Source organism: Hyphomicrobium sp. (genome assembly GCF_041674905.1).
In the GTDB taxonomy this organism is placed as follows: Bacteria; Pseudomonadota; Alphaproteobacteria; order Rhizobiales; family Hyphomicrobiaceae; genus Hyphomicrobium_B.
Window position 1 is genome coordinate 16,331 of sequence record NZ_JBAYUV010000014.1, and the last position, 24,435, is coordinate 40,765.

Sequence of the window (24,435 nt, forward strand, 5' to 3'; positions counted from 1 at the left end):
GGATTTCCTGAGGAGCCGAATTGCATCGTACAGCCTGACGTGGTGCTGATAACAGCAAACAATCTATGGACGGGTGCCTAATCCAAGGTTAAGGCGCGGCGCAGTGGCACTATTAGAACAGCTCTTGAGCCATGGCGATTCACGCCGGAAGGCCACGATTAGCAATCGAGGTGAATAAAGGGTTTATGGAGAGCAATATTTTGTAAATGTTCGTGCGCAGCGGTCGCTCAGCGCATGACGAACTTGAACGGCTGCGTAAACGCCAGCGGCTTGACGCTGACCTGCGGCGGGATCGGCGGGAAAGGCGCGGCCCGATCGAGGGCTGCCGTGGCCGCGTCGTCGAGGACCTTCGATCCGGAACTCTTTGCGACTTCCTTCGAGAGGAGTTTGCCGTCGACGTCGATCGTGTAGCGCACGATGACGGTGCCTGCGATCGACGATCTTGGGTTCACCTTGGCGCGCTGAACGTGGTCATTGATCTGACCGAGATAGAGGCCGAGCATCTTGGCGTTGCCGCCCGACTGCGCCTCGCCCGAGCTTTGCTGCGTGACGACCGCGACTTGCTCCGGCTGCGACTGCGCCTGAATGGCCTCGGGCGGGGGCGGTTCCTCGATCGGCGGAGGTTCCTCCGTCTTGACGACCTCCGTCACAACCGAGCTTTCATCGGACGCAATGACGTCGCGAAGCTCGTCGGGTTTTACTTGTTCCGGAGGTGGCGGCGGGGCGGCCTGCACAGGCACGATTTCCGCCGTCTCGATCGTCTCCATGGCGTCGCCGAGCTTGGAAATGCCCTCTTCGGCGATCCCCTGTTCGACGAGGACGATGTCGGTGCCCGATCCCATGTCGAGGGCTTCGGAATTCGTCTCGTGGAACGCAGGCCACATGGCATAGCAGATTGATCCATGAATGAACACGGACAACACAATCGCAATCAATCGTAGCCAAGGCATTTCGTCGGCTCGCGACTTTTAGTTCGTTTCCGTTTTAGCCGAAGGCGAGGGCTGCGAAAGGAGCGAGACACGGGAGAAACCCGATTCCCCGACCTTGCCCAGCAGCTCCATCACCTCCCCGTAAGCAATCTTTCTGTCAGCGCGAACATACACAACGCCATCGCCCTCGCTGGCTTTGATGTCCATCAGCCGCGACACTAGCGTCTGCGCCGAGACCTCTTCGTCGCGGATGTAGAGCTTGCCGTCGGTCGCCAGCGAAACCACCATCGGCTTCTTGATAGCTCCGAGCTTAGTCGCCGACGTCTTCGGCAGTTCCAGCGGCACGCCCTGTACCATGAGCGGCGCCGCGACCATGAAGATAATCAGCAGCACCAACATGACATCGACGAACGGCGTGACGTTGATTTCGGCAAGCGGCTTGTAGCCGTTGTCGTCATCGCCGGACGAACCGTTTCCGACCGCCATTCCCATCAGTTCGTACCTTCTACGCCGCTGCGCGATAGTGACCGCGCCAAACCGACGATGGCGGGTGCGGCGCGATCGGATGCACGACCGAGTGCAACCGTGATCTGGTTATAGAAAATGACCGCCGGAATTGCGGCCGCGAGGCCAACGGCCGTCGCGAACAGTGCTTCGGCGATACCCGGGGCGACGACCGCGAGGCTCGTGTCCTTCGACTGCGCGATCGCGGTGAACGAGTTCATGATGCCCCAGACGGTGCCGAACAGCCCGATGAACGGAGCCGCCGATCCGAGCGTCGCCAGGAACGGCAGGCCCTGCTCGATGCCTTTCAGCTGGCGTTTCGTGGCGCTGCGCATCGCCAACTCGAGACGGTCGCGAACTTCGCCCGTCGAGCCATCGTGGGCGCCTTCTGTCCATTCGGTGCGGGCGGCATCGATGATGGCACGGATCAGGCCGGAAGATTTCGCCGCCGGAAGGGATCCGGTCTGGCTGCTTTTCTCAAGTTGCTTGATCTCGCGATTGATGAGCCAGACGCGGATCAGCTTTTCGAACGTCATCGCCCAGCAGACCACCGACGCCGAAAGAAGGCCGACGATGATGCATTTAACGACTATGTCGGCATGCTGGAAAAGCCCGAGGATCGTTAAATCACGGCCTGCGATTTCTTCTGCCAATAAGTACAAGACGATCACCGCTTACTTTGAAAGTTCAACTTTTGTGAGTGTCGAGGTGGTCAGGTTTTGAAGACAATTTTCGGCCGGTCCTGACTCGGCTTTGCATTCCAGAACGTCGTTGATCAGCAGCGATCCAATCTTGTCGCAAGAGATCGCATCGATATCGAACAGCTTGACCGATTTCTTTTTCGTGCGGAGCGGTCCGAGCTCCAGCGAGAAACGCTTGCCGATGACGCCGTCCGCCTGGAAGAGCACGAGATCGACCTTGAAGGACTGGTATGATGTGGGCGTCGCATTGTTGACGACGAGATAGGCGCGGCAGCCCTTTTCGACAGGATCGAGCTTGTTCAGTTCGATATTTACAGATGCTGCCGCAGGCTCGTTCGTTTGCGGGTCAGCAACGGCAACCGAAGCGCCAGTTACCGTCGAAGCCAGGAATGCGCATGGCAATAGAACACGCTTCAGATTTCTGATCACGGTCTAACTTTCTGTTCCGGAAATGGGCATGGTTGCCAAAATGCGTGTAGCGATTTTGGGCTCTAGTTGCCAGTATCAAATGCGCAATAATGCGCTCTGTTATGTCGCGGTCCGAGGCTTCATAGCAGTTGATTTAGAACGGTTTTTAGAAAGGCGTACCCCGGCGCGCATCATGCCCTGGCTCGCTGCGCTGCATCGAGAAAAGTTCCCGACACCTTTGGATCAGGTGTCCCGTGGAGGACGATGGATGTTGCCTATCTGCAACCCGAAAACGAAGCGAGCCTTTCGAGAAAACATCCTTCTTAAGCGGAATGATCAAGCTGCGTGCGTCTTGAAGACCGGACGCGGCGCGACCGCCCGCATTTCGTCGAGAACCTCGTAAAGGCTCATGATTATTGGATATTTCTCGTAAGCTATATCGGTCAGCGCGGCGCCTACGATCTTCGGCTGGCAGGCGGCGATCTTGGCCAACGCCTGCTTCGCGAACCGTTTGGGCGTCCTTTGCCAAGCGCTCACGAACACGATGTCGTCGGCAAGCTCGGCGAGAATGCTGGCGTCGTCGGCGGTCAGCAGCGGCGGCGCCGACATGACAATGGTGACGAAGTCCCGTCGCAGAGCCGCGATTACGTCGGCGAACGCCGTCGAGCGCAGAATGTCGCGGACCGGGAGTGGGACCGGTGCCGGTCCGCAGGCGGGCAGAAAATGAAGTCCGGTGGCGCAATCGCGGAGGATGGCGCTGGCGGCCGGTTTGCGGTTTGCCATCTGATCGAGAAGTCCCGACGCGCTAGAACCAGCGAGCTGCCGGGTCAAAGCCCCCATGCGAAGGTCGGCGTCGATGAGCAGCGGAGCGTGGCCTGCGATCGCGTATTGATGTGCGATATTGGAGGCGAGGCATTCGGCGCCTTCTCCGGGAAGCGCCGACACGACGAGCGTCAGGCGCGAGGGCGAGCCGCCGCGGCGCTTTTCAAGCTCGCGGCAGGTTTCGCGCACGGCTTCAGCGTAAGCGCCGCTCGGCTCGGCGAGGACGAACCGGCAGGCGCGCGCCGATGTTTCATCGTGTGCGGGGATCGCCGGCAGCGAGGTCACGTGCGAGCAGGCGAACGCGGATTTAACGCGTGATCCGCGTGTCGACGTTTTGATCTCAAGCAGCAAGGCCATCGCGATCGACGAGATGAGGGCTAACACAAACGCCATCCCGGCGGTGCTCGCGGGCTTCGCGGCTGTTGCTTCATGCGGCGGTGTGGCGATGGCGACGATGCTCGGACCCGGAACTTTGGAATTCTGTCCGTATTGGGCGAGGAAGGACGCGAAGACGCGTTCCGATTGGCTGACGATGCCGTCGCCGTCCAAGTCGTCCTTCAGCCGTTGTCCCAACATCGTCGCAGCGGTTTCGGCGGACGATTTCGCAGCCGACCAGTCTTTGAGATATGCGGCCGCGATGGCGTTAGCGATACGGGCGGATTTGATCGGATCGCTGGATGACATGTGGATGCTGACGAGCAGCGTGTTGCGCAGGCGCGAAACTGAAAGGCGCTTTGAGAGAGCAGTCTCGGTGTTTCGCCCGGGCGCTGCGCCGAGCAAGCGTGAGATCCAGGATGCCGGCGAATATGATCTGAACTCCGGGTCGTCGTCGAGGTGCAGCGCGTCGATGGCGCCACGAAGAACGCGGGCGGATCGGACGGCGCTCAGCTCGGCGTCGATGGTCTCATGCATGGCTTTGGGTTCGGCTGCGGCCGATGTCGCCGATTCCTCCGGCATTGATTTTTGGCGCGGGTCGATTTGGATCGTGGCCGAGGCGTCGTAGCGCTTCGGCAGAGTCATCACGATCGCCGCAGCACAGAGCGCGACGAGGATCGGAAATGCCGCGACGGCCTTCATGCGTTTGTAGAGGGCGACGCGCAGCAATGCGGCGATCGATGCTTCGCCGCTCATTTGCCGTTCAACCTGCCGGTGCTGATGGTCCATAGGTTTGCAGCGCCGATCCGGCGTGGTTGCGCCATTCGAAAAGGCGATGGCTCCTAGCCCGAGCGATGCGCCCAAGTGATTCGCGTCATCATTGTCGCGGGCAAAAGTGAACAGGGCGTTTGTGATGATTAACGCCGTGTTTACGAAATCGTTCGCGTGGCCGCGGAGGCGACGCCGTCTCGCTTCTCACACCACTGCCGGTGCGTTGGCGTGGATGGCCGCCTTCGCGGCCATGACGTCAGGGGGTGCAACTGGATGGTAGCCGCTGCGGCCGGTGACGTGTTTCAGGTAACCGTCGTGGCGACGCCGGATTGAAGGTCGTAGGCCGGAGCCATGGATTTGATGTGGGCGGCCGCCTGCGTGGGCAAGACGTAAAGAAAGAATTCAAGCGGACGCCCTGTTGTCGCGGGTCTTGTGAAGCCGGAGGAAGAACCGGGCTATCCGTCACCCGTCCCATCTTGTCGTCATGGCCGCGAAGGCGGCCATCCACGATGCGATCGACGATCTCTCGCTAGGGTGACAGCGTCGCGACGCCGGCCTGAAGATCGTAGGCGCAGTGCGCGCTGGACTGACCCGTGCCGGTCAGAACGAGATGTGGATTGCGGAAGCGCTGCTGCCAGAGCGGATTCTGAGTATCCCAAACGGCGACGTCGACGTCGGATGCGCCAAGGGTGATTTCTGCGGCTGACGAGACGCTCCAAAGGTCCGAGACGGTGCGCGCGGATGCGACGGGAACCGTCTTCGCCGTTTGCTTGCGGCAAACCTCGATGGCGCGATCACGGTAAGCACCGACGAGGGCTTCTCCGACGACCGAGCGATACATGCGGTCCTGGGTCCAGACCTTGAAGCCCGCGAGCAGCACCAGAATAATGACAACGAAGCGCATGATCGGACCGGGAGGCGGAAACGTGAGGCTCAAAGGGGCCATTCGGCCCGTTACATTGCGGCAAACGTGATGAAGAAATGGTTTCGCGGCGCGCGTTTGCGGCGCACTCTGCGCACCCGACGGACTTGTCAGGTTCGCTCCGGTCGGGCACAAGCGGTGGAATGCGACTAAAGTTCGAATGCCGGAGATCCTTCCCCAAATGTCCAAAAAGAAAATCCTGATTACGTGGCCTCTGCCTGAAGCTGCCATGGCCCGCGCCCGGGCGACCTATGACGTCATCGCGCACGGCGACAATCCGCAGATCACCATCGACGAATTGCTGGAGACGGCGAAGTCGGTCGACGCGCTGCTGATCACGCTCAACGAGAAGTGCCGCAAGGACGTCATCGACAGGATACCGGACAACATCAAGTGCATCTCGACGTATTCGATCGGCTTCGATCACATCGATCTCGAAGCGTGCAAGGCGCGCGGCATCAAGGTTGGCAACGCTCCACACGGCGTCACCGTCGCGACGGCTGAAATCGCGATGCTGCTTCTGCTCGGTTCGGCGCGCCGCGCGGGGGAAGGCGAAAAGATGATCCGCACGCGGTCGTGGCCGGGCTGGCAGCCGTTGCAGCTCGTCGGGCAGCGTCTCGACGGCAAGACACTCGGCATCTACGGTTTCGGCAAGATCGGGCAGGCCCTCGCGCAGCGTGCGCGCGGCTTCGACATGAATATTCACTACTTCGACCTCTATCGCGCCAAGCCCGAAGTCGAAGCAAAGTACAACGCCACGTATCACGACAGCCTCGACAGCCTGCTGAAGGTCTCGCAGTTCTTCTCGATCAACGCGCCGTCGACGCCCGAGACGCGCTATTTCTTCAACACGGCGACGATCGAAAAACTGCCGGAGGGCGCTATTGTCGTGAACACGGCGCGCGGCGATCTGGTCAAGGACGACGACATGATCGCGGCGCTGAAGTCGGGCCGTCTCGGATATGCCGGTCTCGACGTTTTCGCGGGCGAGCCGAAGATCAACGAAGGCTATTACGACCTGCCGAACACGTTCCTGTTCCCGCATCTCGGGTCTGCCGCGATCGAAGCGCGCAACCAGATGGGCTTCGAAGCGCTCGACAACATCGACGCGTTTTTCGCGGGCAAGGACATGCCGTTCAAGCTGGCCTGATCGGTCCGCATTTGAGCTTCTGCAATGGCCGGGCATGTCCCGGCCATTTTCGTATCAGGCTGCGGGAAGAGTCAGCGCGTTCCCTTGGATGGCCAGGTCAAACGTCATGGCCGCGCAGGCGGCCATCCACGGGTCGGGCAGCAAGTGCTTTGCTTCAGACTTGCTCAGTCCCGATACACTCTTCTTTTCGTCAGGCTTTGGAGACGCCCGCAACAGCTGGCGTATCGCGAATGGCATGGATGGCCGCCTACGCGGCCATGACGTTACTTTCCTAACTCCATGGCCGGGTACGTCCGGGCTATTTTCGTTTTTGCTCTTTCGTGTTGGCCGTGTGCGTTGTGGAAACGTCATCCTCGGCCGAGCACCGCGCAGCGGAGTCGGAGGCCGGGGATCCAGCACAGGACTTGTCGAAGACGCGAAAATGTCGAGCCTTCGGCACTTCTTGCGCTGGATCCCCGAACATCCTCGCTTCGCTCGTAGTTCGAGGATGACGAAAGGTCTCGTCGCCGCTATCCGCGAGGTGCGTGCTCGTGCATCATCCAATCGGCGATGCGGAGGAGATGGGCGTCGTTGCCGCGCGCGCCGATGAGCTGCACGCCAACGGGAAGGCCATCGACCTCGAGCAACGGCAGCGAGATACAGGGCATGCCGAGATAGGTCCATAGCGCGTTGAACATCGGGCTTCCGGTGCCGCCTAATCCGAGCAGTGCCGGGCCAGTAGCGGCGGGCGTCAGGATGGCATCGTAATCGGCGATCGCCGGTTTCAGAATTTCATAGAGGCTGTCCTGATCGGCTCGGGCGGCGGCGTAATCGGCGGCTGAGAACGTGCGGCCCTCAGCGATAATTTCTTTCAGTTTGCCGGAGACGCGATCCGGGTTGGCGTCGGCGATGGGGCCGTAGTTGCGCGCGATGTCGTAGAACTGCACGATCTGCGGCAGTCGCAGGATGCCTTCGAAATCCGCGGGCAATGTCGTTTCGACGATCTCGGCGCGGGCTCCGAAGCTGCCGGCGAAGGCTTCGAAGGCGGCGCGCGTTGCGGCCTCGGCCTGCGGCCAGGCGGGCGTCTTGATGAACGCAAATCTCGGCACGCGTGGGCGAGCTTCGGCAAGGGCGGCGACGAGTGACGGCTTTTCGCCGGGTCGCATGTCGGCGTCGGCGGTATCGAAGGCGCTCATTGCGTCGAACAAAAGTGCGATGTCCTCGATTGAGCGCGCGTATCCGCCGATCGTGTCCAATGGCTGCGATTGCGCGAGCACGCCGGTGCGCGAGGTGTATCCGAATGTCGGCTTGAAGCCGATGACGCCGCAATAGGATGCGGGCCGGATCGTCGAGCCCGCCGTCTGCGTTCCGAGCGCGAGCGGGACCTGACCATCCGCGACGGCGGCCGCCGAGCCCGATGACGATCCGCCAGGCGTGCGTTCGAGATCGTGCGGGTTACGCGTTTTGCCCGGACCGAAGAAGGCAAGCTCGGTGGTGACCGTCTTACCGAGGATGATGGCGCCGGAGGCTTTCAGCTGCGCGACGAGGACGGCATCCGTATCGGGTTGGCGTCCGGCAAAAACCTCCGAGCCGTATTCGGTCGGAAAATCCTTCGTATCGATGATGTCCTTGATGCCGACGGGGATGCCAGACAACGGCGGAAGCGACGCGCCGGAGGCACGCAGCTTGTCGCTTGCGCGGGCGGCATCGAGCGCCTGCTGAGGGTTGACGCTCGTCCATGCGCCGACGGTAGCGTCGCGTTCGGAAATGCGTGCGAGGCACGATGAAACAAGTGCTTCGGACGTCAGCTGGCCCGATTCGAGCTGGCGTTTCGCCTCGCTGGCCGTACGCCCTCCAGATAGTGTATGGTTCATGTGCACCGCTTCCCCATAAACCGGCGGATTTCAGGTCGCAGTTTGATGCGCTAAGGCCAGAAAAGTTGCAAGGTTATGGCCGGGCTTCTTGTCGTGTGCGTGAGAAGAAGCGATTTTTACCGCCATGCGGGCGACCGAGACAAAAAGCGCCGCGCAAGCGGGCAAATGGGCATTTCTGCCAATTGTATCCGGCGGACGGGCGTATTAGGACACCCAGCAACGCATTCCTACTTCTGAGGACGACAATGACGAGAGAGCCTCGCAGCCCCGGCAGACATTTTTTGCAGATTCCCGGGCCAACGCCCGTTCCGGAACGGGTTCTGGCGGCCATGTCGCGCCAGATGCTCGATCATCGCGGGCTTGAGTTTCAGCAGCTCGGCCGCCGCGTGCTGTCGGGCATCAAGAGCCTTTTCAAGACGCAGAACCACGTCATCATCTACCCGTCGTCCGGCACTGGCGCATGGGAAGCGGCGCTGACCAATACGCTGTCGCCCGGCGACAAGGTCTTGATGTGCGAGACGGGACAGTTCGCGGTGCTGTGGGCGGTGATGGCCGCGCGGCTCGGACTTGAACCGGAAGTCATTCCGACCGACTGGCGCATCGGCGCTGACGCGAACCTGATCGAAAAGGCGCTGAAGGCCGACAAGGATCACAAGATCAAGGCCGTCTGCGTCGTGCATAATGAAACGTCGACAGGTTGCCTGACGCGTCTCGACGAAGTGCGCAAGGCCATCGACGCCGTGCAGCATCCGGCGCTGCTGATGACGGACAGCATCTCCGGTCTCGTGTGCGCCGATCTTCGTCATGACGAGTGGGGCATCGACGTCACGGTTTCGGGTTCGCAGAAGGGCATGATGCTGCCGCCGGGACTGTCGTTCACCGCCGTCAGCGCCAAGGCGCTGGAAGCGTCGAAGAAGGCCGGACTTCGCACGTCGTACTTCTCGTGGAGCGATATGCTGGCGAACAACTCGAACGGCTTCTTCCCGTACACGCCCGCGACCGGTCTGCTCTACGGCCTCGCCGAAGCGATCGACATGATCCACGAGGAAGGCCTCGAAAACGTGTTCGTGCGGCATGAGCGTCTCGCGGAAGCGACGCGCCGGGCGGTTAAAGCCTGGGGCTTCGATACGCAGTGCCGGGACGCGAAGTATTATTCGCCTGCCGTGACCACGGTGATCATGCCAGACGGACACAACGCCGATGCCTATCGCAAGATCGTGCTCGACAATTTCAACATGTCGCTTGGCACCGGGCTCAACAGGCTCGCGGGCAAGGCGTTCCGCATCGGCCATCTCGGCGACACCAACGAGCTAACCGTTCTCGGCGCGCTGACGGGCGTCGAAATGGGCTTCGAGCTGGCGGGCGTGCCGTACAAGAAGGGCGGCGTGCAGGCGGCGATGAGCTATATCGCCGAGACGGCCGAGCAGGCCAAGGCCGTCGCGGCCTGACACGGCTTTGTCTTGACGCAGTTTGGCTGCGCGCTGGGGACGTGAGTCACGCCCCAGCGAGGCTTGCGAGCTTGCCGGTTTTTTCGGCGATCAGATAATAGAACGTGACCCGGCTTTTGCGCGTCTCGGCTTTCATCGTGGCGCAGACGTCGGCGATGATCTTGTCGAATTTGGCGTCGTCGTCCGCCAAGCCGAGTTTCTTCTTCAGCCAGCTGTCGCGCACGGTCGCGAGTTCGTCCTTGCTCGAGCATGAGACGAGCGATGCGTCGGCACTCTTGAGTGCAATGCCAAGGTGTTTGACGATGGCCGCAACGGCTTTCTCGTCGACGTTCGGCTGATAGCGCTTGATGTCATCGGCGTAGTTGACGCTCATATCGACTTTCCTCCTGACTGCCCTGTTGAAGGGTAAGCACCAGAGTCCAATAGTCGGAAAAACCAGCCCTCTCAAGCGCTTCGCAACGCCAATGGCGGATGCGGCGTCGAATTTCAGAGATCAGGGCGCGGAGCCGATCAGGTAATTGATCGAATGAAAGAAGTTCTCGGGCCCGATGTATCCGGAGATACGGCCGACTTCGTGCTGGGATTTCACGATGACGAATGTCGGGACGATATCGACAGCCGATTTCAGATCGAGGCGCGCCGTCTCGATGTCGTTGACGTCGAGGAAGCGCACCGGCGCGTCCTTGCCTTGCTTGGAGGCTTCGTAGGCCGGCAGCACGTCGCGCCTGAAAAGCTTACAGTAAATGCAGCCGTCCGCTTCGACGACGACGAGTTCGAACGTGACGTTTGACGGCGTGCTCGCCGTGTCGAGTTCGGCGCGGGAGGCTCCGAGGGGCAAGCTCATCAACAGCGCGAATATAAAGCCAACGAGAATTCTGCGCATGGCGTAATCCGTAATGCGAACCGCGATGCTTCACATTTAAATCTAATCCGGTTGCCCGGCGGCAAAAATTAAAGAGCTAGTTAATCGTTGTTTCAAAATGGAACGGCGGTGCTTTCCGTAATCCGCCAATGAGCAGATAAGCGTTGCGCCGCGCGGAGGTTTCCAGGGTGCCTATGACTTCTTGCAGTTGAGCGCGACAGTTTTGTAAGAGCCGAACCCGATCGCGGACCCGCCGAACTGCTGCGCGATCGCGTCGCCGAGCTTTTTCGATTGCGCGTCGACCTTTTCAGCCTCGGGGTCGATCAGCGTGGCGCTGCAGCCCGGAGGCGCGGCCGCAAGTTTTACCGCGTTGGTTGCTTCCGGCTCGAAGGCGATGAAGTAGGACGGATCGAATACGGCAATCGTCAGCCCCTGCGCATCCGCGAACACCGGCTTCACAAGAGACAGGTGGAAGTGAAGCTTCAGGACTTTGTTGGTGTATTCGAGACGGGCGTTCTCGGGCGGGGAGAATTGGAGTTCTTCATTGCCGAGCTTGGCGACGGTGAAATAATTGAAGTCCTTGAGGCCATCCATGTTGACCTTCAGCAACGGCTCAAGCTCGGCCTGATCGTATTTGCCGTCGTTGTTGGTATCCAAGCCTTCGAGTGCCATGACGGCATAACTGTCGTCGAACGACCAGATGTGGTCGACGCCGGTGACCATGCCTTTATCGTAATCGACCGTCATTTCGTAGGTGATCCACATATGCGGATGGGCCCATGCCGCCGCCGGCGCCATCAGCAACGCGGCAAGAGCGAAGAGAACGGCCATCGGTCTATTCCGCAAAATCACTCGTCGGCTCCGTATGTTTTGACCTACGCGACAGCGCTTCGGCGTCGCCCGTTACCGTCGCATTGTGAACGTGGCGACAATGCGACACGGGCAGTGATCCCCAAAAGGATATCGCGCGGCCGGGGCGAGGGCTTGCGGCCGGCTTATCTGTTTTGTTATATTATATAATCTTTACAATACCGATAGGGTTTCGATGGCAATGTTCAATTCGGCGCGGTTTTGTGCTGGCGCCGTTTTGCTGACGGCGCTTTTTTCCGGTGCGGTGGCGGCCGCCGAGACGCCGACAGTCGTCGTTACGATCAAGCCCATCCATGCTCTCGTAAGCGAGATCATGGCGGGGGTTGGCGCGCCTGTGCTGCTGGTTGACGGGGCAGCGTCACCCCACACCTTCACTCTCAGGCCGTCGACGGCGCGCGCAATCAACGACGCGGATATTTTTATTCGCACGTCGGATACGCTGGAGCCCTTCACGCACAAGATCGTTCAATCGCTACCGCCGCGCGTCCACGTGCTGACGCTCGCGGATGCTCCAGGTATCACGCTTCTCGATCAACGGCAGGGAGGGACGTTCGAACCTCACGTCCATATGCATTCGATCGACGACGAGCATGATGTAAACGCCGGTCACGATGACGATGAGGACGGCAAAGACGGCCATATCTGGCTCGATCCGCAGAACGCCAAGGCGATCGTCGCCAACGTGACCAAGGCGCTCGCGGCGCGTTACCCTGAATATGCCGGCCGGTTCGTGGCGAATGCGGCGGCGCTCGATCGCCGTCTCGACGCGTTGAACCAGGAAATCGCGACGGAGTTGAGCCGTGCGCGAGACAAGCCGTTCATCGTTTTTCACGATGCGACGCAGTACTTCGAAAACCGCTACGGATTGAACGCCGTCGGCTCGATCACCGTCAGCCCGGACATACCGCCAAGCGCGCGACGCCTGACGGAAGTGCGGCGCAAGATCGCCTCGCTCGGCGCCGTCTGCGTGTTCAGCGAGCCGGACTTTCAGCCGAAGCTTATCAGCGCGGTTACCGAGGCGACGGCGGCGCGTTCGGGAACGCTCGATGCTGAGGGGCTGATGCTGACGCCCGGGCCGGAGCTCTATTTCGATCTGATGCACGACCTCGCGCGCAACCTCGCGCGTTGCCTCAATACAGCAAGCTGACTGCCTGCGGCTTCGTGTGACGGACCGTCGAAGGCGAAGGGTTGATGCGAACGGCTATGCCGAGGCTTCGGCTTCGCGGCCGTCAAAGACGTAACCGGCGCCGCGCACCGTGCGGATCGGGTCGCTCTCGTTGCCGCGAATGAGCGATTTCCTGAGACGCCCGATGTGCACGTCGACGGTGCGCTCGTCGACTTCGGACGACTGACCCCAGACGCGATCTAGAAGTTGATTGCGGGAGAGCACGCGGCGCGGGCTTTCCATGAATACTTCGAGCATCCGATATTCGGTAGGCCCGAGCCGCACCTCGCGCACGCCGCGCATGACTTTATGCGCGCCGCGATCCATCGTGATCTCGCCCGAGACGAGGATGTCGCTCATGCGTTCCGGCGCGGCGCGGCGCAGAAGCGCCTTGATCCTCGCCATCAGTTCCTGAACCGAGAACGGCTTGGTGACGTAATCGTCGGCGCCGGTCGTCAGCCCGCGCACGCGATCCGATTCTTCGCCGCGAGCGGTCAGCAGGATAATAGGCAGGTTCTGCGTCTCGGTCCGGTTGCGCAGCCGGCGGCATAGCTCGATCCCGGAGATCTTTGGGATCATCCAATCGAGTATAGCGAGATCGTAGCTCTGCTCGGCCAAGAGCAGTTCGGCTTCCTCGCCGTCCGCCGCGTGCACGACGTCGTAGCCTTCCGACTGCAGATTGTACTTCAGAAGCTCAACGAGAGGCGCTTCATCTTCAACGACGATGATCTTGGCGGCCATGGGATTTCGCTTCAGTTCCTTCGTTTACTGGCGCGGCGTTATCAGGGTCGACGACGTGCGATCGCCCTTGGGCCGGTCGTCCGGGATGGGCACGCCGTGCACCAGATAGTGAATGTTTTCAGCGATGTTGGTGGTGTGGTCGCCGATGCGCTCGATGTTCTTGGCGCCGAACAGGAAGTGCGTGCACAGACCGATGTTGCGCGGATCTTCCATCATGTATGTCAGAAGCTCGCGGAACAGCGAATTGTACATGGCGTCGACCTGCTCGTCGCTGAGCCAGACCTTCATCGCTTTGTCGGCGTCGAGCGTTGCCAGCGCGTCGAGAACGTCGCGAAGCTGCGCCTGCACCATCTCCGTCATGTGGCGCATGCCGGTCATCAGCGGCTTCGGATAAGCTTCGGAAGCAACGGCAAGCGCGCGCTTGGCGATATTCTTGGCGAGGTCGCCGATGCGTTCGAGGTCGCCCGCGACCTTCAGAACCGTCATGATGTGGCGAAGGTCGTTCGCAAGCGGCTGGCGGCGCGCGATCATGAGGATGACCTGCTCCTGCACCTCGCGTTCGAGCTGGTCGAGCATCGCGTCGCTCGAAACAGCCGTCTCGGCAAGGTTCGGGTCGCGACGTTCCAGCGCGTCCATGGCCTGGCCCAAAAGCTTTTCCGCGTAGCCGCCCATCTGGGCGATGCGGCGGTCAAGGAGCTTCAGTTCGTCTTCGTATGACTTGACGGTATGTTCGTTCATTTATGTCAGTCCTAAAATTCGCGGGCCTCTGGAAGCGGTCACTAGCCGAAGCGGCCGGTGATGTAGTCCTGCGTCCGGGAGTCCGTGGGATTGGTGAAAAGCTTCTTGGTATCGCCGAATTCGACCAACTCGCCGAGATACATGAACGCGGTCTTCTGCGAGACGCGGGCGGCCTGCTGCATGTTGTGCGTGACGATGGCGATCGTGAATTCGTTCTTCAATTCGTCGATCAATTCTTCGATGCGCGCGGTCGAGATTGGATCGAGCGCCGAGCACGGTTCGTCGAACAGGATGACCTCGGGACGGATCGCGACGGTTCGCGCGATGCAGAGGCGCTGCTGCTGGCCGCCGGAAAGGCTCAAGCCGCTGCTGTGCAGCTTGTCCTTGACCTCTTTCCAGAGCGCCGCTTTTTCGAGGGCCGACTGGACGCGGGCATCGATGTCCGCCTTCGGCAGGCGTTCGTAGAGGCGGACGCCGAACGCGATATTTTCGTAGATCGACATCGGGAAGGGCGTCGGCTTCTGGAACACCATGCCGATGCGCGAGCGAAGAAGGTTCAGATCCTGGCGCGGATTGAGAATGTTCTCACCGTCGAACAGAACCTCGCCCTCGGCGCGCTGGTTCGGATAGAGATCGTACATCCGGTTCAGAACGCGCAGCAGCGTGGACTTGCCACAGCCGGACGGCCCGATGAACGACGTCACCAGACGCTCGTAGAGCGGCATCGAGATCGTCTTCAGGGCCAGGGAGGACCCATAGAAGAACTTCAGATTGCGAACGGAAATCTTTTCCGTAAGCGCGGAGTCCACATCCTTGGACATGACATTCATTGTGGGGACCTCGAAGAACCTAGCCAACGTGCGAGAATACTCATTGTCAGAACCGCTGCGGTGATCAGAAGCGCGCCCGTCCAGGCGAGACGCTGCCAATCCTCGTAGGGGCTCAGAGCGTATTGGAAGATGACCACCGGCAAGCTCGCGATCGGAGCGTTGAGGTCGGTGGACCAGAACTGGTTGTTCAGGGAGGTGAACAACAGCGGTGCGGTTTCGCCGCTGATGCGGGCGACTGCGAGCAGAACGCCCGTGATCATGCCGGCGCGCGCCGCCTTATAGGCAACTTTCCGAATGACGAGCGACTGCGGGAGACCGAGAGCGGATGAGGCTTCGCGCAGCGTGTTCGGAACCAGCAGCAGCATGTTCTCGGTGGTGCGAACGAGCGTCGGGATGACGAGCGCCGCGAGAGCCGCAGAGCCCGCGATCGCCGAGAAGTGGCCCATCGGCCGCACGAGCAATTCGTAGATGAAGAGGCCCGTCACGATCGATGGCGCGCTCAGCAGGATGTCATTGATGAAGCGGACGACCGACGTGATTTTGCTGTAGCGTCCGTATTCGGCCATGTAGGTGCCGGCGAGAATGCCGATCGGAGTGCCGATGAGCACGCCGATGACCGTCATGATGAGGCTGCCGAAGATGGCGTTCAGCAGGCCGCCGTTGCTTCCTGGCGGCGGTGTCATCTCGGTGAAGACGTTGAGTCCGAGGCCCGCGACGCCCTTGAAGAGCAGGGTTGCGAGGATGATGCCGAGGATCGCCAGGCCCAAGGCGGCCGCCGCCCAGCACAGCCAGACGGTGATCTTGCTTCGGATGCGCCGGCGTTGATACCGGCCACGGTCGAGTGCCATGTTACGCTCCCGCTTTCTTCTCGATGCGCATCAGCATGAGCCGTGCAAGCGCGAGAACGACGAAGGTGATGAAGAACAGGATGAGGCCGAGGGCGATCAGCGACGATGTATAGAGATCGCCGACGGCCTCGGTGAACTCGTTGGCGATCGTCGCCGAGATCGTTGTTCCAGGTGCCAGGATGGAGGCTGAAACGCGGTGTGCGTTGCCGATGACGAACGTCACGGCCATCGTTTCGCCGAGCGCGCGGCCGAGGCCAAGCATGACGCCGCCGATGATGCCGACGCGTGTATAGGGAATGACGACGTTTCTCACGACTTCGCGCGTCGTCCAGCCCATGCCATAGGCGGCTTCCTTGAGCACCGGCGGGACGGTGTCGAAGACGTCGCGGCAAACCGCTGTCACGAACGGAAGCACCATCATCGCGAGAATGAGCGCGGATGTCAGGATGCCGATGCCGTAGGGCGGTCCGGCGAAGAGGCTATTCAGGACGGGGACGTCCTTGAACAGGGCAATAAGCTCGGGCTGGACGTGGCGCTGCAGGAATGGGGCAAAGAAGAACAGGCCCCAGATGCCGTAGATGATGCTCGGAATACCGGCGAGCAGCTCGATCGCGATGCCGATCGGCCGGCGCAGCACCATGGGGCAGAGCTCGGTGAGGAAGACGGCGATGCCGATGCTGATCGGAACGGCGATGAGCATGGCGATCGCGGACGTGACGATCGTTCCATAGATTGGCGCCACGGCGCCGAATTTTTCCGTAACCGGGTTCCAGGACTCAGTCGTCAGGAAGCCAAAACCAAAGGTCGAGAAGGCGAGATATCCGCCCGCGAGCAGAGATCCGAAAATCGCCGTGAGCAGCGCCAGAACAAAATAGGCGGACGACTGTGTCAAATAGCGGAAGAAGACGTCGGCCCTTTGCAGGGAGCCGAGGACGCTGCGCCGTTCCGCCTGAGAGGCTGAGGGCTGAACGTGAAGATCGGTCAGGAAACTCAAAATCTATGCTCCAGGTCCAACCGTAAACGGGCAAGGTGAAGGAGGCGCCGATGACGGCGCCTCCCATATTTCAATGGAGTTAGTTCGTTGCGAAGACGGGCTTGTTGTCTTCGCCGACGATGTCAACCCAGCTCTTCTTGATCTGAGCGATGACGTTTGCGGGCAGCGGAACGTAGTCGAGTTCTTCAGCTGCTGCAGTGCCGTTGGTGTACGCCCAGTCGAAGAACTTGAGAGCGTCCTTCGCGGCGGCGATGTCTTTCGGCTTCTTGTGGATCAAGATGAAGGTCGGGTTGGTGACCGGCCAGGATGCGGCGCCCGGCTCGTCCGTCAGGATGACGCCCATGCCGGGGGCAGAGGCCCAGTCGGCGTTGGCAGCGGCGGCCTGGAAGGCTTCCTTGACCGGCGCAACCGTCTTGCCATCCTTGTTGATCAGCTTCGTATGCGACAGCTTGTTCTGCTTCGCATAGGCGTACTCGACGTAACCGATCGAGCCCTTGGTCTGCATCACGTTGTTGGCGACGCCTTCGTTGCCCTTGGCGCCGATGCCGACCGGGAATTGGACCGACGTGTTGGAGCCGATGTTCGACTTGAAATCGGCGCTGACCTTCGAGAGGTAGTTGGTCCAGACGAACGTCGTGCCCGATCCGTCCGAACGGAAGACGACGGCGATGGCGTCAGAGGGGAGCTTCGCGTCGGGGTTCAGCTTCTTGATGGCCGGGTCATCCCAGGTCTTGATCTCGCCGAGGTAGATCTTGGCGATGGTCGGGCCGTCGAGGACGAGGTCGCCCGGCTTGATGCCGTCGATGTTCACGACCGGAACGATGCCGCCCATGACGGTCGGGAACTGGACGAGACCGTTCTTCTCAAGCTCTTCACCCGAGAGCGGCTTGTCGGAAGCGCCGAAGGTGACCGTGTTGGCGATGATCTGCTTGATGCCGCCGCCGGAACCGATCGACTGATAGTTCAGTCCGATATTGGTTTCCTTTTTGTAGGTGTCGGCCCACTTTGCGTACACGGGGTACGGGAACGTGGCGCCCGCGCCTGAGATGTCGGCTTTGACGGGCGCAGTCGCCGCGGCGGTTGCCGCCAGCGCCGCAAAAAGCGCAACAAAAGACTGTCTCACTCTTAATCTCCTCTTAGCGGGGGCTCGAAGCCTGTCCCCCCATTTGCCGAGCCCCCAGGCCCGGCACGTCATTCTGTAGTCCAGTTAGTTCAAGAGTTTATGAAACGTTAACGCCTTGGTTTTGAACGCTTCCTAGTCGGCGAGCCTGTTGAACACGCGAGCTCTATTCCGACCATCCCCGTGGTTTTGCTCAAAGATAGTCCTTCTTGGATGAGGACTATGCGCAGGAAGGTGAGCGTGACGAGCCGAGCTTTCGAAAGCCGGGTGTTGTCACAATGCTGTCATCCAGCGCCGGGGCTGTTGTAAGCTTTTGATGCTATGTATTTGTGACAGTTCAGGCCATTGATTCAGCTAAATTTTGGAAGAGCGACGTTAAAGGTCGTTCCGCGTCCCACGATCGATTCAACCGACAGTTCGCCTTGGTGGCGGGTGAGGATGTGCTTGGCGATCGCGAGGCCCAGGCCGGTGCCCCCGATGCGGCGGCTGTGCTCGGTACTGACGCGGTAGAACCGTTCCGTCAGCCGGGGCAGATGCTCGGGTGCGATTCCGGGGCCGTCGTCGGTGACGGTGATTGTCACACGCTTTCTGCTCACATCGAGTTCGCTCTCTTTCATGCGAACTTTCACCGAGCCGCCGGGGCGGCCGTATTTGACGGCGTTCTCGATCAAATTGTGAAAGACCTGGAAGAGTTCGTCGCGCTCGCCTTTCGCAAGAAGCGACGACGTTTCGGGCTCGACTGTTATCGTGATCTGGCGCTCCTCCGCGGCGGGCGCGAGAGCGCGTACGACTTCGTTGAGCAATTCACTCAGCCTGACCTGACCTGTCGGGTTGAGGTTGGCCTTTTCCTCGACGCGGCTGAGCAAAAGCAGATCATCAATCAGGCGAGTCATGCGCTCTGCCTGCTCCGCCATGATCTTGAGAAAGCGGTCGTGCGCCACTTCGTCGTGACGGGCCGGGCCTTGCAGCGTTTCGATGAAGCCACGCACAGACGCCAGCGGCGTGCGCAACTCGTGGCTGGCGTTGGCGACGAAATCCGTCCGCATCTCGAGCGCGCGATGCTGTTCCGATTCGTCGTGGATCGTGATGAGCGCGGCGACGGCAGGCTGGCCGGCATCGCCTCCGAATGGCGCGACCGTGGCGATGAAGCGCTGTCCGACGCCACCGCGTGGCAGCAGTTTTGCCTTACGCTTTTCTCCGGTTTCGAAGGCTCCGGTGACGGCGGCGATGAGTTCCGGATCGCGGCTGACATGCTCGAGCGGCCGGCCTTTCGCCAGCCGTTCGAAAATGGAGAGGGCCGCGGCGTTGTAATTCAAAACGACCGATGCACGGTCGAGCACGATCGTCGGATCGGGTATCGCGGCGACGAGGTCCGGCCACGAGAACGGCTTCTCTGCCGCCGCAGAATTTGCAACCGCGTCGGCCATTTCTTTAGGCTTTGAGCGGCCAAACCATGCGAACGTCGCACCGACGCCCGCGAGAAATCCACACAATATTACAAGGATCGAGCGCCAAGGTTCCGTGGCGTAAAGCCATGCCGGGATCAACACCAGCACCGCAATTGCGCTTAATACGGCGAAGCCGGCAGATGCGCTTCCTGGCGTTTCGGAAAACAGAGGATTTCTAATGAGCACCAGTTGCCTCTCCGGCGGCAGCTAGCTCCGTCGCACGGCGCGCGCTGCGGGCTTCTTCGCCCGCGTCTTCGCGCCGCGACCGCTCGCGCCGTCCGATTCGCGGTCTGCGTTTGAAAGCCCGAGCGGCGACTTCTGGGTCGCGAGCTCCGCCAGCGTGTGCTGGTCGAGAACGGAGATGAATGCGCTCAGGGCATCGTCGAACATGGCATTGATCGAGGCCGGATCGTTGTCGACTGTTTTCCGGCCGCGTCCGCCTTCAACCTGCACCCGAGTTACCTCGATCGCTCGCACGACATCCCCGATTTTGATCGACGTTGCCGGTTTCGCGAGGCGAACACCGCCGTTCGGCCCCCTCACGGGCGACAGAAACCCGGCGTGCGACAGGATATGGACAATCTTAAAGACGTTCTGTTTTGTGACGCCAAGCCGTTCGGACACGTCCGCGACCTTTACAAGCTCGTCGTTAGCCAAGGTGCAATCGATCAAGATGCGGATTGCGTGGCCGGTTTGCTTCGTCAAGCGCATATGTGTTTACCCGGTGGCCGCGCGGCCGCAGCTCTAGACTCTGAAGATCGTTTCTTTCAAATTCCCGAGTCCCTGGCAAGTACCGCGCGGCGGAGCGCCGCTGAATACTGCCCTTAACCCGGACGGAGTTCACTTGACACCGTTCCGGGGTGCTAATGTATACTTACGCGGTAAATAATTTGGGCGATCCGCGACTTAGCGCATTTAATCGCCAGACCCAGAAACATGATGGAGAACGCACGATGTCAAAATTGGCGATTGCGATGGCCTGCGCGACGGGGCTGGCGCTCGCAGGGGCGGCGGCGACACGTCCGGCCCTCGCTGACGCGCCGGCGGTCAAGGACATCATAAAGACCTATGGCGACGTCGCCGAGGCGATGTACTCGGACTCGCTCGCCAAGGCAAAAGACCTCGACAAGGCGATTGATGCTTTCCTCGCCGCTCCCGACGCGACGACGCAGAAGGCGGCGCAGGATGCCTGGAAGGCAGCGCGCATTCCCTACATGCAGACCGAAGGTTTTCGCTTCGGAAACAAAATTGTCGACGACTGGGAAGGCAACGTCAACTCGTGGCCGCTCGATGAAGGTCTGATCGATTACGTCGACAAGGCGAGCTACGGCGACGCGAAGGAAGAGAACCCACTTTATACGGCCAACATCATCGCGAACAAGTCCATCCGCCTCGGACCGAAAGTCCTCGATGCGAGCAAGATCGACAAGACGGTGATCGGGCAGCTCAACAGCGCGCTCGAAGTCGAAGCCAACGTCGGCACCGGCTATCATGCCATCGAATTCCTGCTGTGGGGCCAGAACCTCAACGGGACGAAGCCGGGCACGGGCGAACGTCCGGCAAGCGATTACGATCTGAAAAATTGCACACACGACAATTGCGATCGCCGTCGTGATTATCTCAAAGCCGCGAGCTCGCTTCTGATCGACGATCTCGGCGACATGGTTGGCAACTGGAAAGCTGACGGGGCGGCACGTGAAGCGCTCGCCAAGCAGGATGCGAATGCGCAGCTTTCGACGATCCTCACCGGCATTGGATCGCTCTCTTACGGCGAGCTGGCGGGTGAACGCATGAAGCTCGGCGTGCTGCTGCACGATCCGGAAGAAGCGCATGACTGCTTCTCCAACAACACGCAGAACAGCCACTTCTACGACGAAGTCGGCATGATCGAGATCTGGAACGGCAAGTACGACGGCGCGACCGCTATTTCGGGTGCGAGCATCGCCGCGCTTGCGCGTGCCAAGGCTCCGGACGCAGCAAAGCGCGTCGACGAGGCTATGGAGAATACCAAGGCGAAGCTTAACGCCATCAAGGTTAAGGCGGATTCCGGCGAGATGGGCTACAATCAGATGCTGGCAGCCGGAAACGATGCCGGCAACAAGCTGATCCTCGATGGCGTCGATGCGCTTGTCGCGCAGGCTCGCGCGGTCGAGGCGGTTGTTGCGGCGCTAAACCTCAAGATCAAGATCGAAGGTTCCGATAGCCTCGATCATCCGGATCAGGTTGCGACCAAGAAGTGATTGCCAGGGTGCTCTTAAACCGAGACCGTTGCGATCGATAACGGGTGGTGGATAGAGCCCTCATGGTGACACGTCGAGAACTTTTGACAGGCGTCGCGGCATTCTCAGGGAGTGCCGCGGCGTCTTTTGCATTCGGAGGGCGCAAGGCGGCCGCGCGCGCTCCGGTCATCGCGCAGCCGATCGCGAACGACACGAAACAGCTGCTCCTCGATCTCGCGGAGCGTCCGGCGGCGCTGCCGTGCTTTGATGGCAAGACGCTCCCGCTGTGGACCTTCGAAGAGGGATCGCTTTATCCGATCGTGCGCATGAAGCTCGGCGAGCGGCTCGAAACGCATTACAAAAACCATCTGCCGCGGGCCGGTGAATTCGTTTCGCTGCATTGGCACGGGCTCAGGATCCCGAACGATCAGGACGGCGTGCCGTTCATGACGCAGAAGCCGGTCGAGCCGGGTGATGCAGGCACGTACTCGTTCGTGCCGCCGGATACGGGCAGCTTCTTCTTTCACACCCATTGCAATACCGCCGAGCATTTCGGGCGCGGTCTGGTCGGCGCGTTGATCATCGAGGGCGATGAGATCGAGCCGCCGGACGCCGAATACGTCCTGATGATGAAGGACTGGCGGCTTTCGCCCGAGGGCACGTTCCTGCCGTTTTCGACGGATGCGGGCGCTGCGAAAGCCGGCACCTCCGGCACCGTGCGTTCGGTCAACGGCGAGAAGACGGCGGTCTTCAAGGTTCCGTCATCGGCCAACGTTCGCATTCGCTTCTACAATGTTGATCCGACGCGCATTTCCGAAATCGGCTTCGAGGATGGGGAAGCGGCGATCATTGCCATCGACGGAAACGGACTCGATCCGCTGCCGCTCGTGTCGTGGCGCATGGGGCCTGCGATGCGCGTCGACATTCTGCTACGCACAGCGGCGGAGGGCGGCAAAGTTCGTCTCGTGGACTTTTTCGCGAAAGAGCCGATCGTGCTCGCCGAGTTCGTCTCGGAAGGACCGGCGAAGCGAAGCGGCGCATTCGTGCCGACGCCATTGAAGGTCATGCCGTTTGCGAACGTCGACACGAACAATGCGCAGATCATTCCTCTCGTTTTCTCGGCGACGGCGACGGGAGAGGCGCTTGCCGAATTCGCGAAGTCCGATGTCGAAATCGGGTCGCTTTGTCTTACGAAACGGACGTTCTGGGCGATCAACAAGCAGGCCTGGTCCAGCATGGATCACAGGGATCTCGGGCCGCCGCTCGCCGTGCTCAAATCGGGGCAGAGCTATATTTTCGACCTGCAGAATACGACGCCGCACTCGCATCCGATCCATATCCACGGGCACACGTTCGAGGTCATGAGTTCGAGCATGCGCCACCTGCAGCCGCATCGGGCCGATACGATCCTGCTGCGTCCGAACGAGCGCGTGCAGGCGGGGATCGTCGGGGGACAACCGGGGAAGTGGATGTTCCATTGCCACATCATCGATCACCAGGAAACTGGCATGATGGGCTACATTGAGGTCACATGACCTCCGGCTTCCGGCTTTGTCTCAAGATCGCGTTGCTCGCCTTGGCGACGGTGTTGCCGCGTGCGGCCAATGCCGATCCGCTCGATGCCGCAATGGGCAAGGCGCTGTTCGACCGGATGTGGGTGCCGGCCCCTGCGTCGACCGATGCGTCCGACGGGCTCGGGCCGCTGTTCGTGTCGCGTTCGTGCACGGGATGCCATGGTCGCGGCGAAGGTTCTCACGTCGTCACGCGCGAGGACGGATCGCAGGATCTCGCGGGCGCTGTCGTCCGTTTCGGTCATGCCGACGGGACGACCGATCCCTTCTATGGGCTCGAACTGCAAACCAACGCCGTCCCAGGATTGCTGCCGGAGGGGAGCGCGCGCTATCTGCCGAAGCTCGACCTCAAGCTGAACGATCGGGCGTTGGCGGATGGCATCAAGGCAGGTGTGCGGCAAGCTCCGTCGCTGTTCGGCCGAGCGGCGTTCGACAATGTTCCGGACGCCGAAATCCTGAAGCGCGTCGATGCGGACGATCGCGATGGCGACGGCGTCAAGGGGCGCGCCAACGTCATGGACGGCCGCATCGGCCGCTATGGCTGGAAAGCGGCGCAGGTGACGCTCGAAGAGCAGGTCGCGCATGCGTTCGCGTTCGACATGGGGCTGTCGAGCCCGAAGCAGCCGCGCCCCTACGGCGATTGCACAATTCTGGAGACGGCGTGTCTTGCGGCGCCGAACGGCGAAAGCGTCTTGTTCAAAGGGCGCGAACTGTCGGCCGACATTCTGAGAGTCGTCTCGGTTTATCTCGGAACATTGCGGGCGCGACATAGGGCTGTCGATCCGGACGTGCCGGCGCTTTTTGCCAAGACCGGCTGCGCAACGTGTCACGTGCCATCGCTTGCGACGCGGGACGGCGGCTCCGTTCCCGCATTTACCGATCTGTTGCTTCACGATATGGGATCGGCGCTCGATGACGGCGTCGGAGAGCCTGGCGTCAAGCCGCAAGAATGGCGAACCGCGCCGTTGATCGACGGGCACGTTCGCGAGAAAGAACGCAGGTTTCTTCACGACGGCTCGGCGGCCGATGTTGCCGAAGCCGTGGCGAAACACGGCGGTGAAGGCGCGGGGAGCCGGGACTTGTTCAACGCGCTGACGCCTGAAGACAGACAGCGACTGGTCAATTACGTGAGTGGCTTATGATTGC

At 60.8% G+C, this 24,435-nt stretch carries 24 protein-coding genes; 6 read left to right on the forward strand and 18 right to left on the reverse strand.

What is annotated here, in order from left to right; all coding sequences use genetic code 11:
* Positions 1-227 precede the first annotated feature (227 nt).
* From WC026_RS08055 to WC026_RS08080, 6 genes are all read right to left on the reverse strand, one after another.
* Positions 228-950, reverse strand: a complete 723-nt coding sequence (locus WC026_RS08055) for an energy transducer TonB (protein WP_372710326.1) — start codon at positions 948-950, stop codon at positions 228-230.
* Positions 951-968: 18 nt separating this feature from the next.
* A complete protein-coding gene (locus WC026_RS08060; protein WP_372710327.1) occupies positions 969-1,421 on the reverse strand; it encodes an ExbD/TolR family protein in 453 nt (150 codons plus the stop codon).
* Entirely contained in the window at positions 1,421-2,104 is a 684-nt protein-coding gene (locus WC026_RS08065; protein ID WP_372710328.1) for a MotA/TolQ/ExbB proton channel family protein, read from the reverse strand. Before WC026_RS08065 ends, WC026_RS08060 begins: the two co-directional genes overlap by 1 nt.
* Positions 2,105-2,107: 3 nt before the next feature.
* Complete coding sequence (locus WC026_RS08070) at positions 2,108-2,563, reverse strand: hypothetical protein (RefSeq protein WP_372710329.1); 456 nt, start codon at positions 2,561-2,563, stop codon at positions 2,108-2,110.
* A gap of 315 nt (positions 2,564-2,878) precedes the next feature.
* Positions 2,879-4,495 carry a Wzz/FepE/Etk N-terminal domain-containing protein gene (locus WC026_RS08075; protein WP_372710330.1) on the reverse strand — a complete coding sequence of 539 codons (1,617 nt, stop codon included), beginning with the start codon at positions 4,493-4,495 and terminating at the stop codon, positions 2,879-2,881.
* 544 nt (positions 4,496-5,039) lie between these two features.
* On the reverse strand, positions 5,040-5,456 hold the full coding sequence (locus tag WC026_RS08080; protein ID WP_372710331.1) for a hypothetical protein: 417 nt from the start codon (positions 5,454-5,456) through the stop codon (positions 5,040-5,042).
* Between the two features lie 157 nt (positions 5,457-5,613).
* Here WC026_RS08080 and WC026_RS08085 point away from each other — a divergent pair, with 157 nt between their 5' ends.
* Positions 5,614-6,582, forward strand: coding sequence for a 2-hydroxyacid dehydrogenase (locus WC026_RS08085; protein ID WP_372710332.1), 969 nt, complete (start codon positions 5,614-5,616; stop codon positions 6,580-6,582).
* 509 nt (positions 6,583-7,091) lie between these two features.
* Here the strand turns inward: WC026_RS08085 and WC026_RS08090 are convergent.
* The gene (locus WC026_RS08090; protein WP_372710333.1) at positions 7,092-8,435 is read right to left on the reverse strand and encodes an amidase; all 1,344 of its coding nucleotides are present in this window, start codon (positions 8,433-8,435) and stop codon (positions 7,092-7,094) included.
* 245 nt (positions 8,436-8,680) lie between these two features.
* Between WC026_RS08090 and WC026_RS08095 the strand changes: the two genes are divergently transcribed.
* Complete coding sequence (locus tag WC026_RS08095) at positions 8,681-9,883, forward strand: alanine--glyoxylate aminotransferase family protein (RefSeq protein ID WP_372710334.1); 1,203 nt, start codon at positions 8,681-8,683, stop codon at positions 9,881-9,883.
* Between the two features lie 46 nt (positions 9,884-9,929).
* Here WC026_RS08095 and WC026_RS08100 read toward each other — a convergent pair whose 3' ends face one another.
* The 3 genes from WC026_RS08100 to WC026_RS08110 form a co-directional block, all read right to left on the reverse strand.
* Positions 9,930-10,256: a DUF2853 family protein gene (locus tag WC026_RS08100; RefSeq protein WP_372710335.1), complete on the reverse strand. Its 327-nt coding sequence runs from the start codon at positions 10,254-10,256 to the stop codon at positions 9,930-9,932.
* A 120-nt stretch (positions 10,257-10,376) separates the two neighbouring features.
* Positions 10,377-10,766 carry a thioredoxin fold domain-containing protein gene (locus WC026_RS08105; RefSeq protein WP_372710336.1) on the reverse strand — a complete coding sequence of 130 codons (390 nt, stop codon included), beginning with the start codon at positions 10,764-10,766 and terminating at the stop codon, positions 10,377-10,379.
* Positions 10,767-10,937: 171 nt separating this feature from the next.
* Positions 10,938-11,576: a DUF1007 family protein gene (locus WC026_RS08110; RefSeq protein WP_372710337.1), complete on the reverse strand. Its 639-nt coding sequence runs from the start codon at positions 11,574-11,576 to the stop codon at positions 10,938-10,940.
* A gap of 214 nt (positions 11,577-11,790) precedes the next feature.
* Here WC026_RS08110 and WC026_RS08115 point away from each other — a divergent pair, with 214 nt between their 5' ends.
* A complete protein-coding gene (locus WC026_RS08115; RefSeq protein ID WP_372710338.1) occupies positions 11,791-12,762 on the forward strand; it encodes a zinc ABC transporter substrate-binding protein in 972 nt (323 codons plus the stop codon).
* A 54-nt stretch (positions 12,763-12,816) separates the two neighbouring features.
* Here the strand turns inward: WC026_RS08115 and phoB are convergent, their stop codons facing one another.
* The 8 genes from phoB to WC026_RS08155 form a co-directional block, all read right to left on the reverse strand.
* Positions 12,817-13,521, reverse strand: a complete 705-nt coding sequence (gene phoB / locus WC026_RS08120; protein WP_372710339.1) for a phosphate regulon transcriptional regulator PhoB — start codon at positions 13,519-13,521, stop codon at positions 12,817-12,819.
* A 24-nt stretch (positions 13,522-13,545) separates the two neighbouring features.
* Entirely contained in the window at positions 13,546-14,259 is a 714-nt protein-coding gene (gene phoU, locus WC026_RS08125; RefSeq protein WP_372710340.1) for a phosphate signaling complex protein PhoU, read from the reverse strand.
* A gap of 41 nt (positions 14,260-14,300) precedes the next feature.
* A complete protein-coding gene (gene pstB / locus WC026_RS08130) occupies positions 14,301-15,089 on the reverse strand; it encodes a phosphate ABC transporter ATP-binding protein PstB (RefSeq protein WP_372710341.1) in 789 nt (262 codons plus the stop codon).
* On the reverse strand, positions 15,086-15,937 hold the full coding sequence (gene pstA / locus WC026_RS08135; RefSeq protein WP_372710342.1) for a phosphate ABC transporter permease PstA: 852 nt from the start codon (positions 15,935-15,937) through the stop codon (positions 15,086-15,088). Before pstA ends, pstB begins: the two co-directional genes overlap by 4 nt.
* A 1-nt stretch (position 15,938) precedes the next feature.
* Complete coding sequence (pstC, locus tag WC026_RS08140) at positions 15,939-16,931, reverse strand: phosphate ABC transporter permease subunit PstC (protein WP_372710343.1); 993 nt, start codon at positions 16,929-16,931, stop codon at positions 15,939-15,941.
* Positions 16,932-17,010: 79 nt separating this feature from the next.
* On the reverse strand, positions 17,011-18,054 hold the full coding sequence (pstS, locus tag WC026_RS08145; RefSeq protein ID WP_372710344.1) for a phosphate ABC transporter substrate-binding protein PstS: 1,044 nt from the start codon (positions 18,052-18,054) through the stop codon (positions 17,011-17,013).
* Positions 18,055-18,401: 347 nt separating this feature from the next.
* Positions 18,402-19,478 carry an ATP-binding protein gene (locus WC026_RS08150; protein ID WP_372710345.1) on the reverse strand — a complete coding sequence of 359 codons (1,077 nt, stop codon included), beginning with the start codon at positions 19,476-19,478 and terminating at the stop codon, positions 18,402-18,404.
* A 228-nt stretch (positions 19,479-19,706) separates the two neighbouring features.
* Positions 19,707-20,210 (reverse strand): Rrf2 family transcriptional regulator, encoded by a 504-nt coding sequence (locus WC026_RS08155; RefSeq protein ID WP_372710346.1) that lies wholly within the window; start codon positions 20,208-20,210, stop codon positions 19,707-19,709.
* Between the two features lie 242 nt (positions 20,211-20,452).
* Between WC026_RS08155 and WC026_RS08160 the strand changes: the two genes are divergently transcribed.
* The 3 genes from WC026_RS08160 to WC026_RS08170 all read left to right on the forward strand — a co-directional run bounded on the left by WC026_RS08160 (position 20,453) and on the right by WC026_RS08170 (position 24,431).
* Positions 20,453-21,739: an imelysin family protein gene (locus tag WC026_RS08160; RefSeq protein WP_372710347.1), complete on the forward strand. Its 1,287-nt coding sequence runs from the start codon at positions 20,453-20,455 to the stop codon at positions 21,737-21,739.
* A 62-nt stretch (positions 21,740-21,801) separates the two neighbouring features.
* Positions 21,802-23,253: a multicopper oxidase family protein gene (locus WC026_RS08165; protein WP_372710349.1), complete on the forward strand. Its 1,452-nt coding sequence runs from the start codon at positions 21,802-21,804 to the stop codon at positions 23,251-23,253.
* Positions 23,250-24,431 (forward strand): di-heme oxidoredictase family protein, encoded by a 1,182-nt coding sequence (locus tag WC026_RS08170; RefSeq protein WP_372710350.1) that lies wholly within the window; start codon positions 23,250-23,252, stop codon positions 24,429-24,431. The genes WC026_RS08165 and WC026_RS08170 overlap by 4 nt, the downstream gene beginning before the upstream one ends.
* The last annotated feature ends 4 nt before the right edge of the window (positions 24,432-24,435 follow it).

Excerpts from the sequence above, each read along its gene's own strand:
- WC026_RS08055 (WP_372710326.1), bottom strand. The coding sequence starts at position 950 with ATGCCTTGGCTACGATTGATTGCGATTGTGTTGTCCGTGTTCATTCAT.
- WC026_RS08060 (WP_372710327.1), bottom strand. The coding sequence starts at position 1,421 with ATGGGAATGGCGGTCGGAAACGGTTCGTCCGGCGATGACGACAACGGC.
- WC026_RS08075 (WP_372710330.1), bottom strand. The coding sequence starts at position 4,495 with ATGAGCGGCGAAGCATCGATCGCCGCATTGCTGCGCGTCGCCCTCTAC.
- WC026_RS08080 (WP_372710331.1), bottom strand. The coding sequence starts at position 5,456 with ATGGCCCCTTTGAGCCTCACGTTTCCGCCTCCCGGTCCGATCATGCGC.
- WC026_RS08085 (WP_372710332.1), top strand. The coding sequence starts at position 5,614 with ATGTCCAAAAAGAAAATCCTGATTACGTGGCCTCTGCCTGAAGCTGCC.
- WC026_RS08090 (WP_372710333.1), bottom strand. The coding sequence starts at position 8,435 with ATGAACCATACACTATCTGGAGGGCGTACGGCCAGCGAGGCGAAACGC.
- WC026_RS08095 (WP_372710334.1), top strand. The coding sequence starts at position 8,681 with ATGACGAGAGAGCCTCGCAGCCCCGGCAGACATTTTTTGCAGATTCCC.
- WC026_RS08100 (WP_372710335.1), bottom strand. The coding sequence starts at position 10,256 with ATGAGCGTCAACTACGCCGATGACATCAAGCGCTATCAGCCGAACGTC.
- WC026_RS08105 (WP_372710336.1), bottom strand. The coding sequence starts at position 10,766 with ATGCGCAGAATTCTCGTTGGCTTTATATTCGCGCTGTTGATGAGCTTG.
- WC026_RS08110 (WP_372710337.1), bottom strand. The coding sequence starts at position 11,576 with ATGGCCGTTCTCTTCGCTCTTGCCGCGTTGCTGATGGCGCCGGCGGCG.
- WC026_RS08115 (WP_372710338.1), top strand. The coding sequence starts at position 11,791 with ATGGCAATGTTCAATTCGGCGCGGTTTTGTGCTGGCGCCGTTTTGCTG.
- phoB (WP_372710339.1), bottom strand. The coding sequence starts at position 13,521 with ATGGCCGCCAAGATCATCGTCGTTGAAGATGAAGCGCCTCTCGTTGAG.
- phoU (WP_372710340.1), bottom strand. The coding sequence starts at position 14,259 with ATGAACGAACATACCGTCAAGTCATACGAAGACGAACTGAAGCTCCTT.
- pstB (WP_372710341.1), bottom strand. The coding sequence starts at position 15,089 with ATGAATGTCATGTCCAAGGATGTGGACTCCGCGCTTACGGAAAAGATT.
- pstA (WP_372710342.1), bottom strand. The coding sequence starts at position 15,937 with ATGGCACTCGACCGTGGCCGGTATCAACGCCGGCGCATCCGAAGCAAG.
- WC026_RS08150 (WP_372710345.1), bottom strand. The coding sequence starts at position 19,478 with ATGGCCGACGCGGTTGCAAATTCTGCGGCGGCAGAGAAGCCGTTCTCG.
- WC026_RS08155 (WP_372710346.1), bottom strand. The coding sequence starts at position 20,210 with ATGCGCTTGACGAAGCAAACCGGCCACGCAATCCGCATCTTGATCGAT.
- WC026_RS08160 (WP_372710347.1), top strand. The coding sequence starts at position 20,453 with ATGTCAAAATTGGCGATTGCGATGGCCTGCGCGACGGGGCTGGCGCTC.
- WC026_RS08165 (WP_372710349.1), top strand. The coding sequence starts at position 21,802 with ATGGTGACACGTCGAGAACTTTTGACAGGCGTCGCGGCATTCTCAGGG.
- WC026_RS08170 (WP_372710350.1), top strand. The coding sequence starts at position 23,250 with ATGACCTCCGGCTTCCGGCTTTGTCTCAAGATCGCGTTGCTCGCCTTG.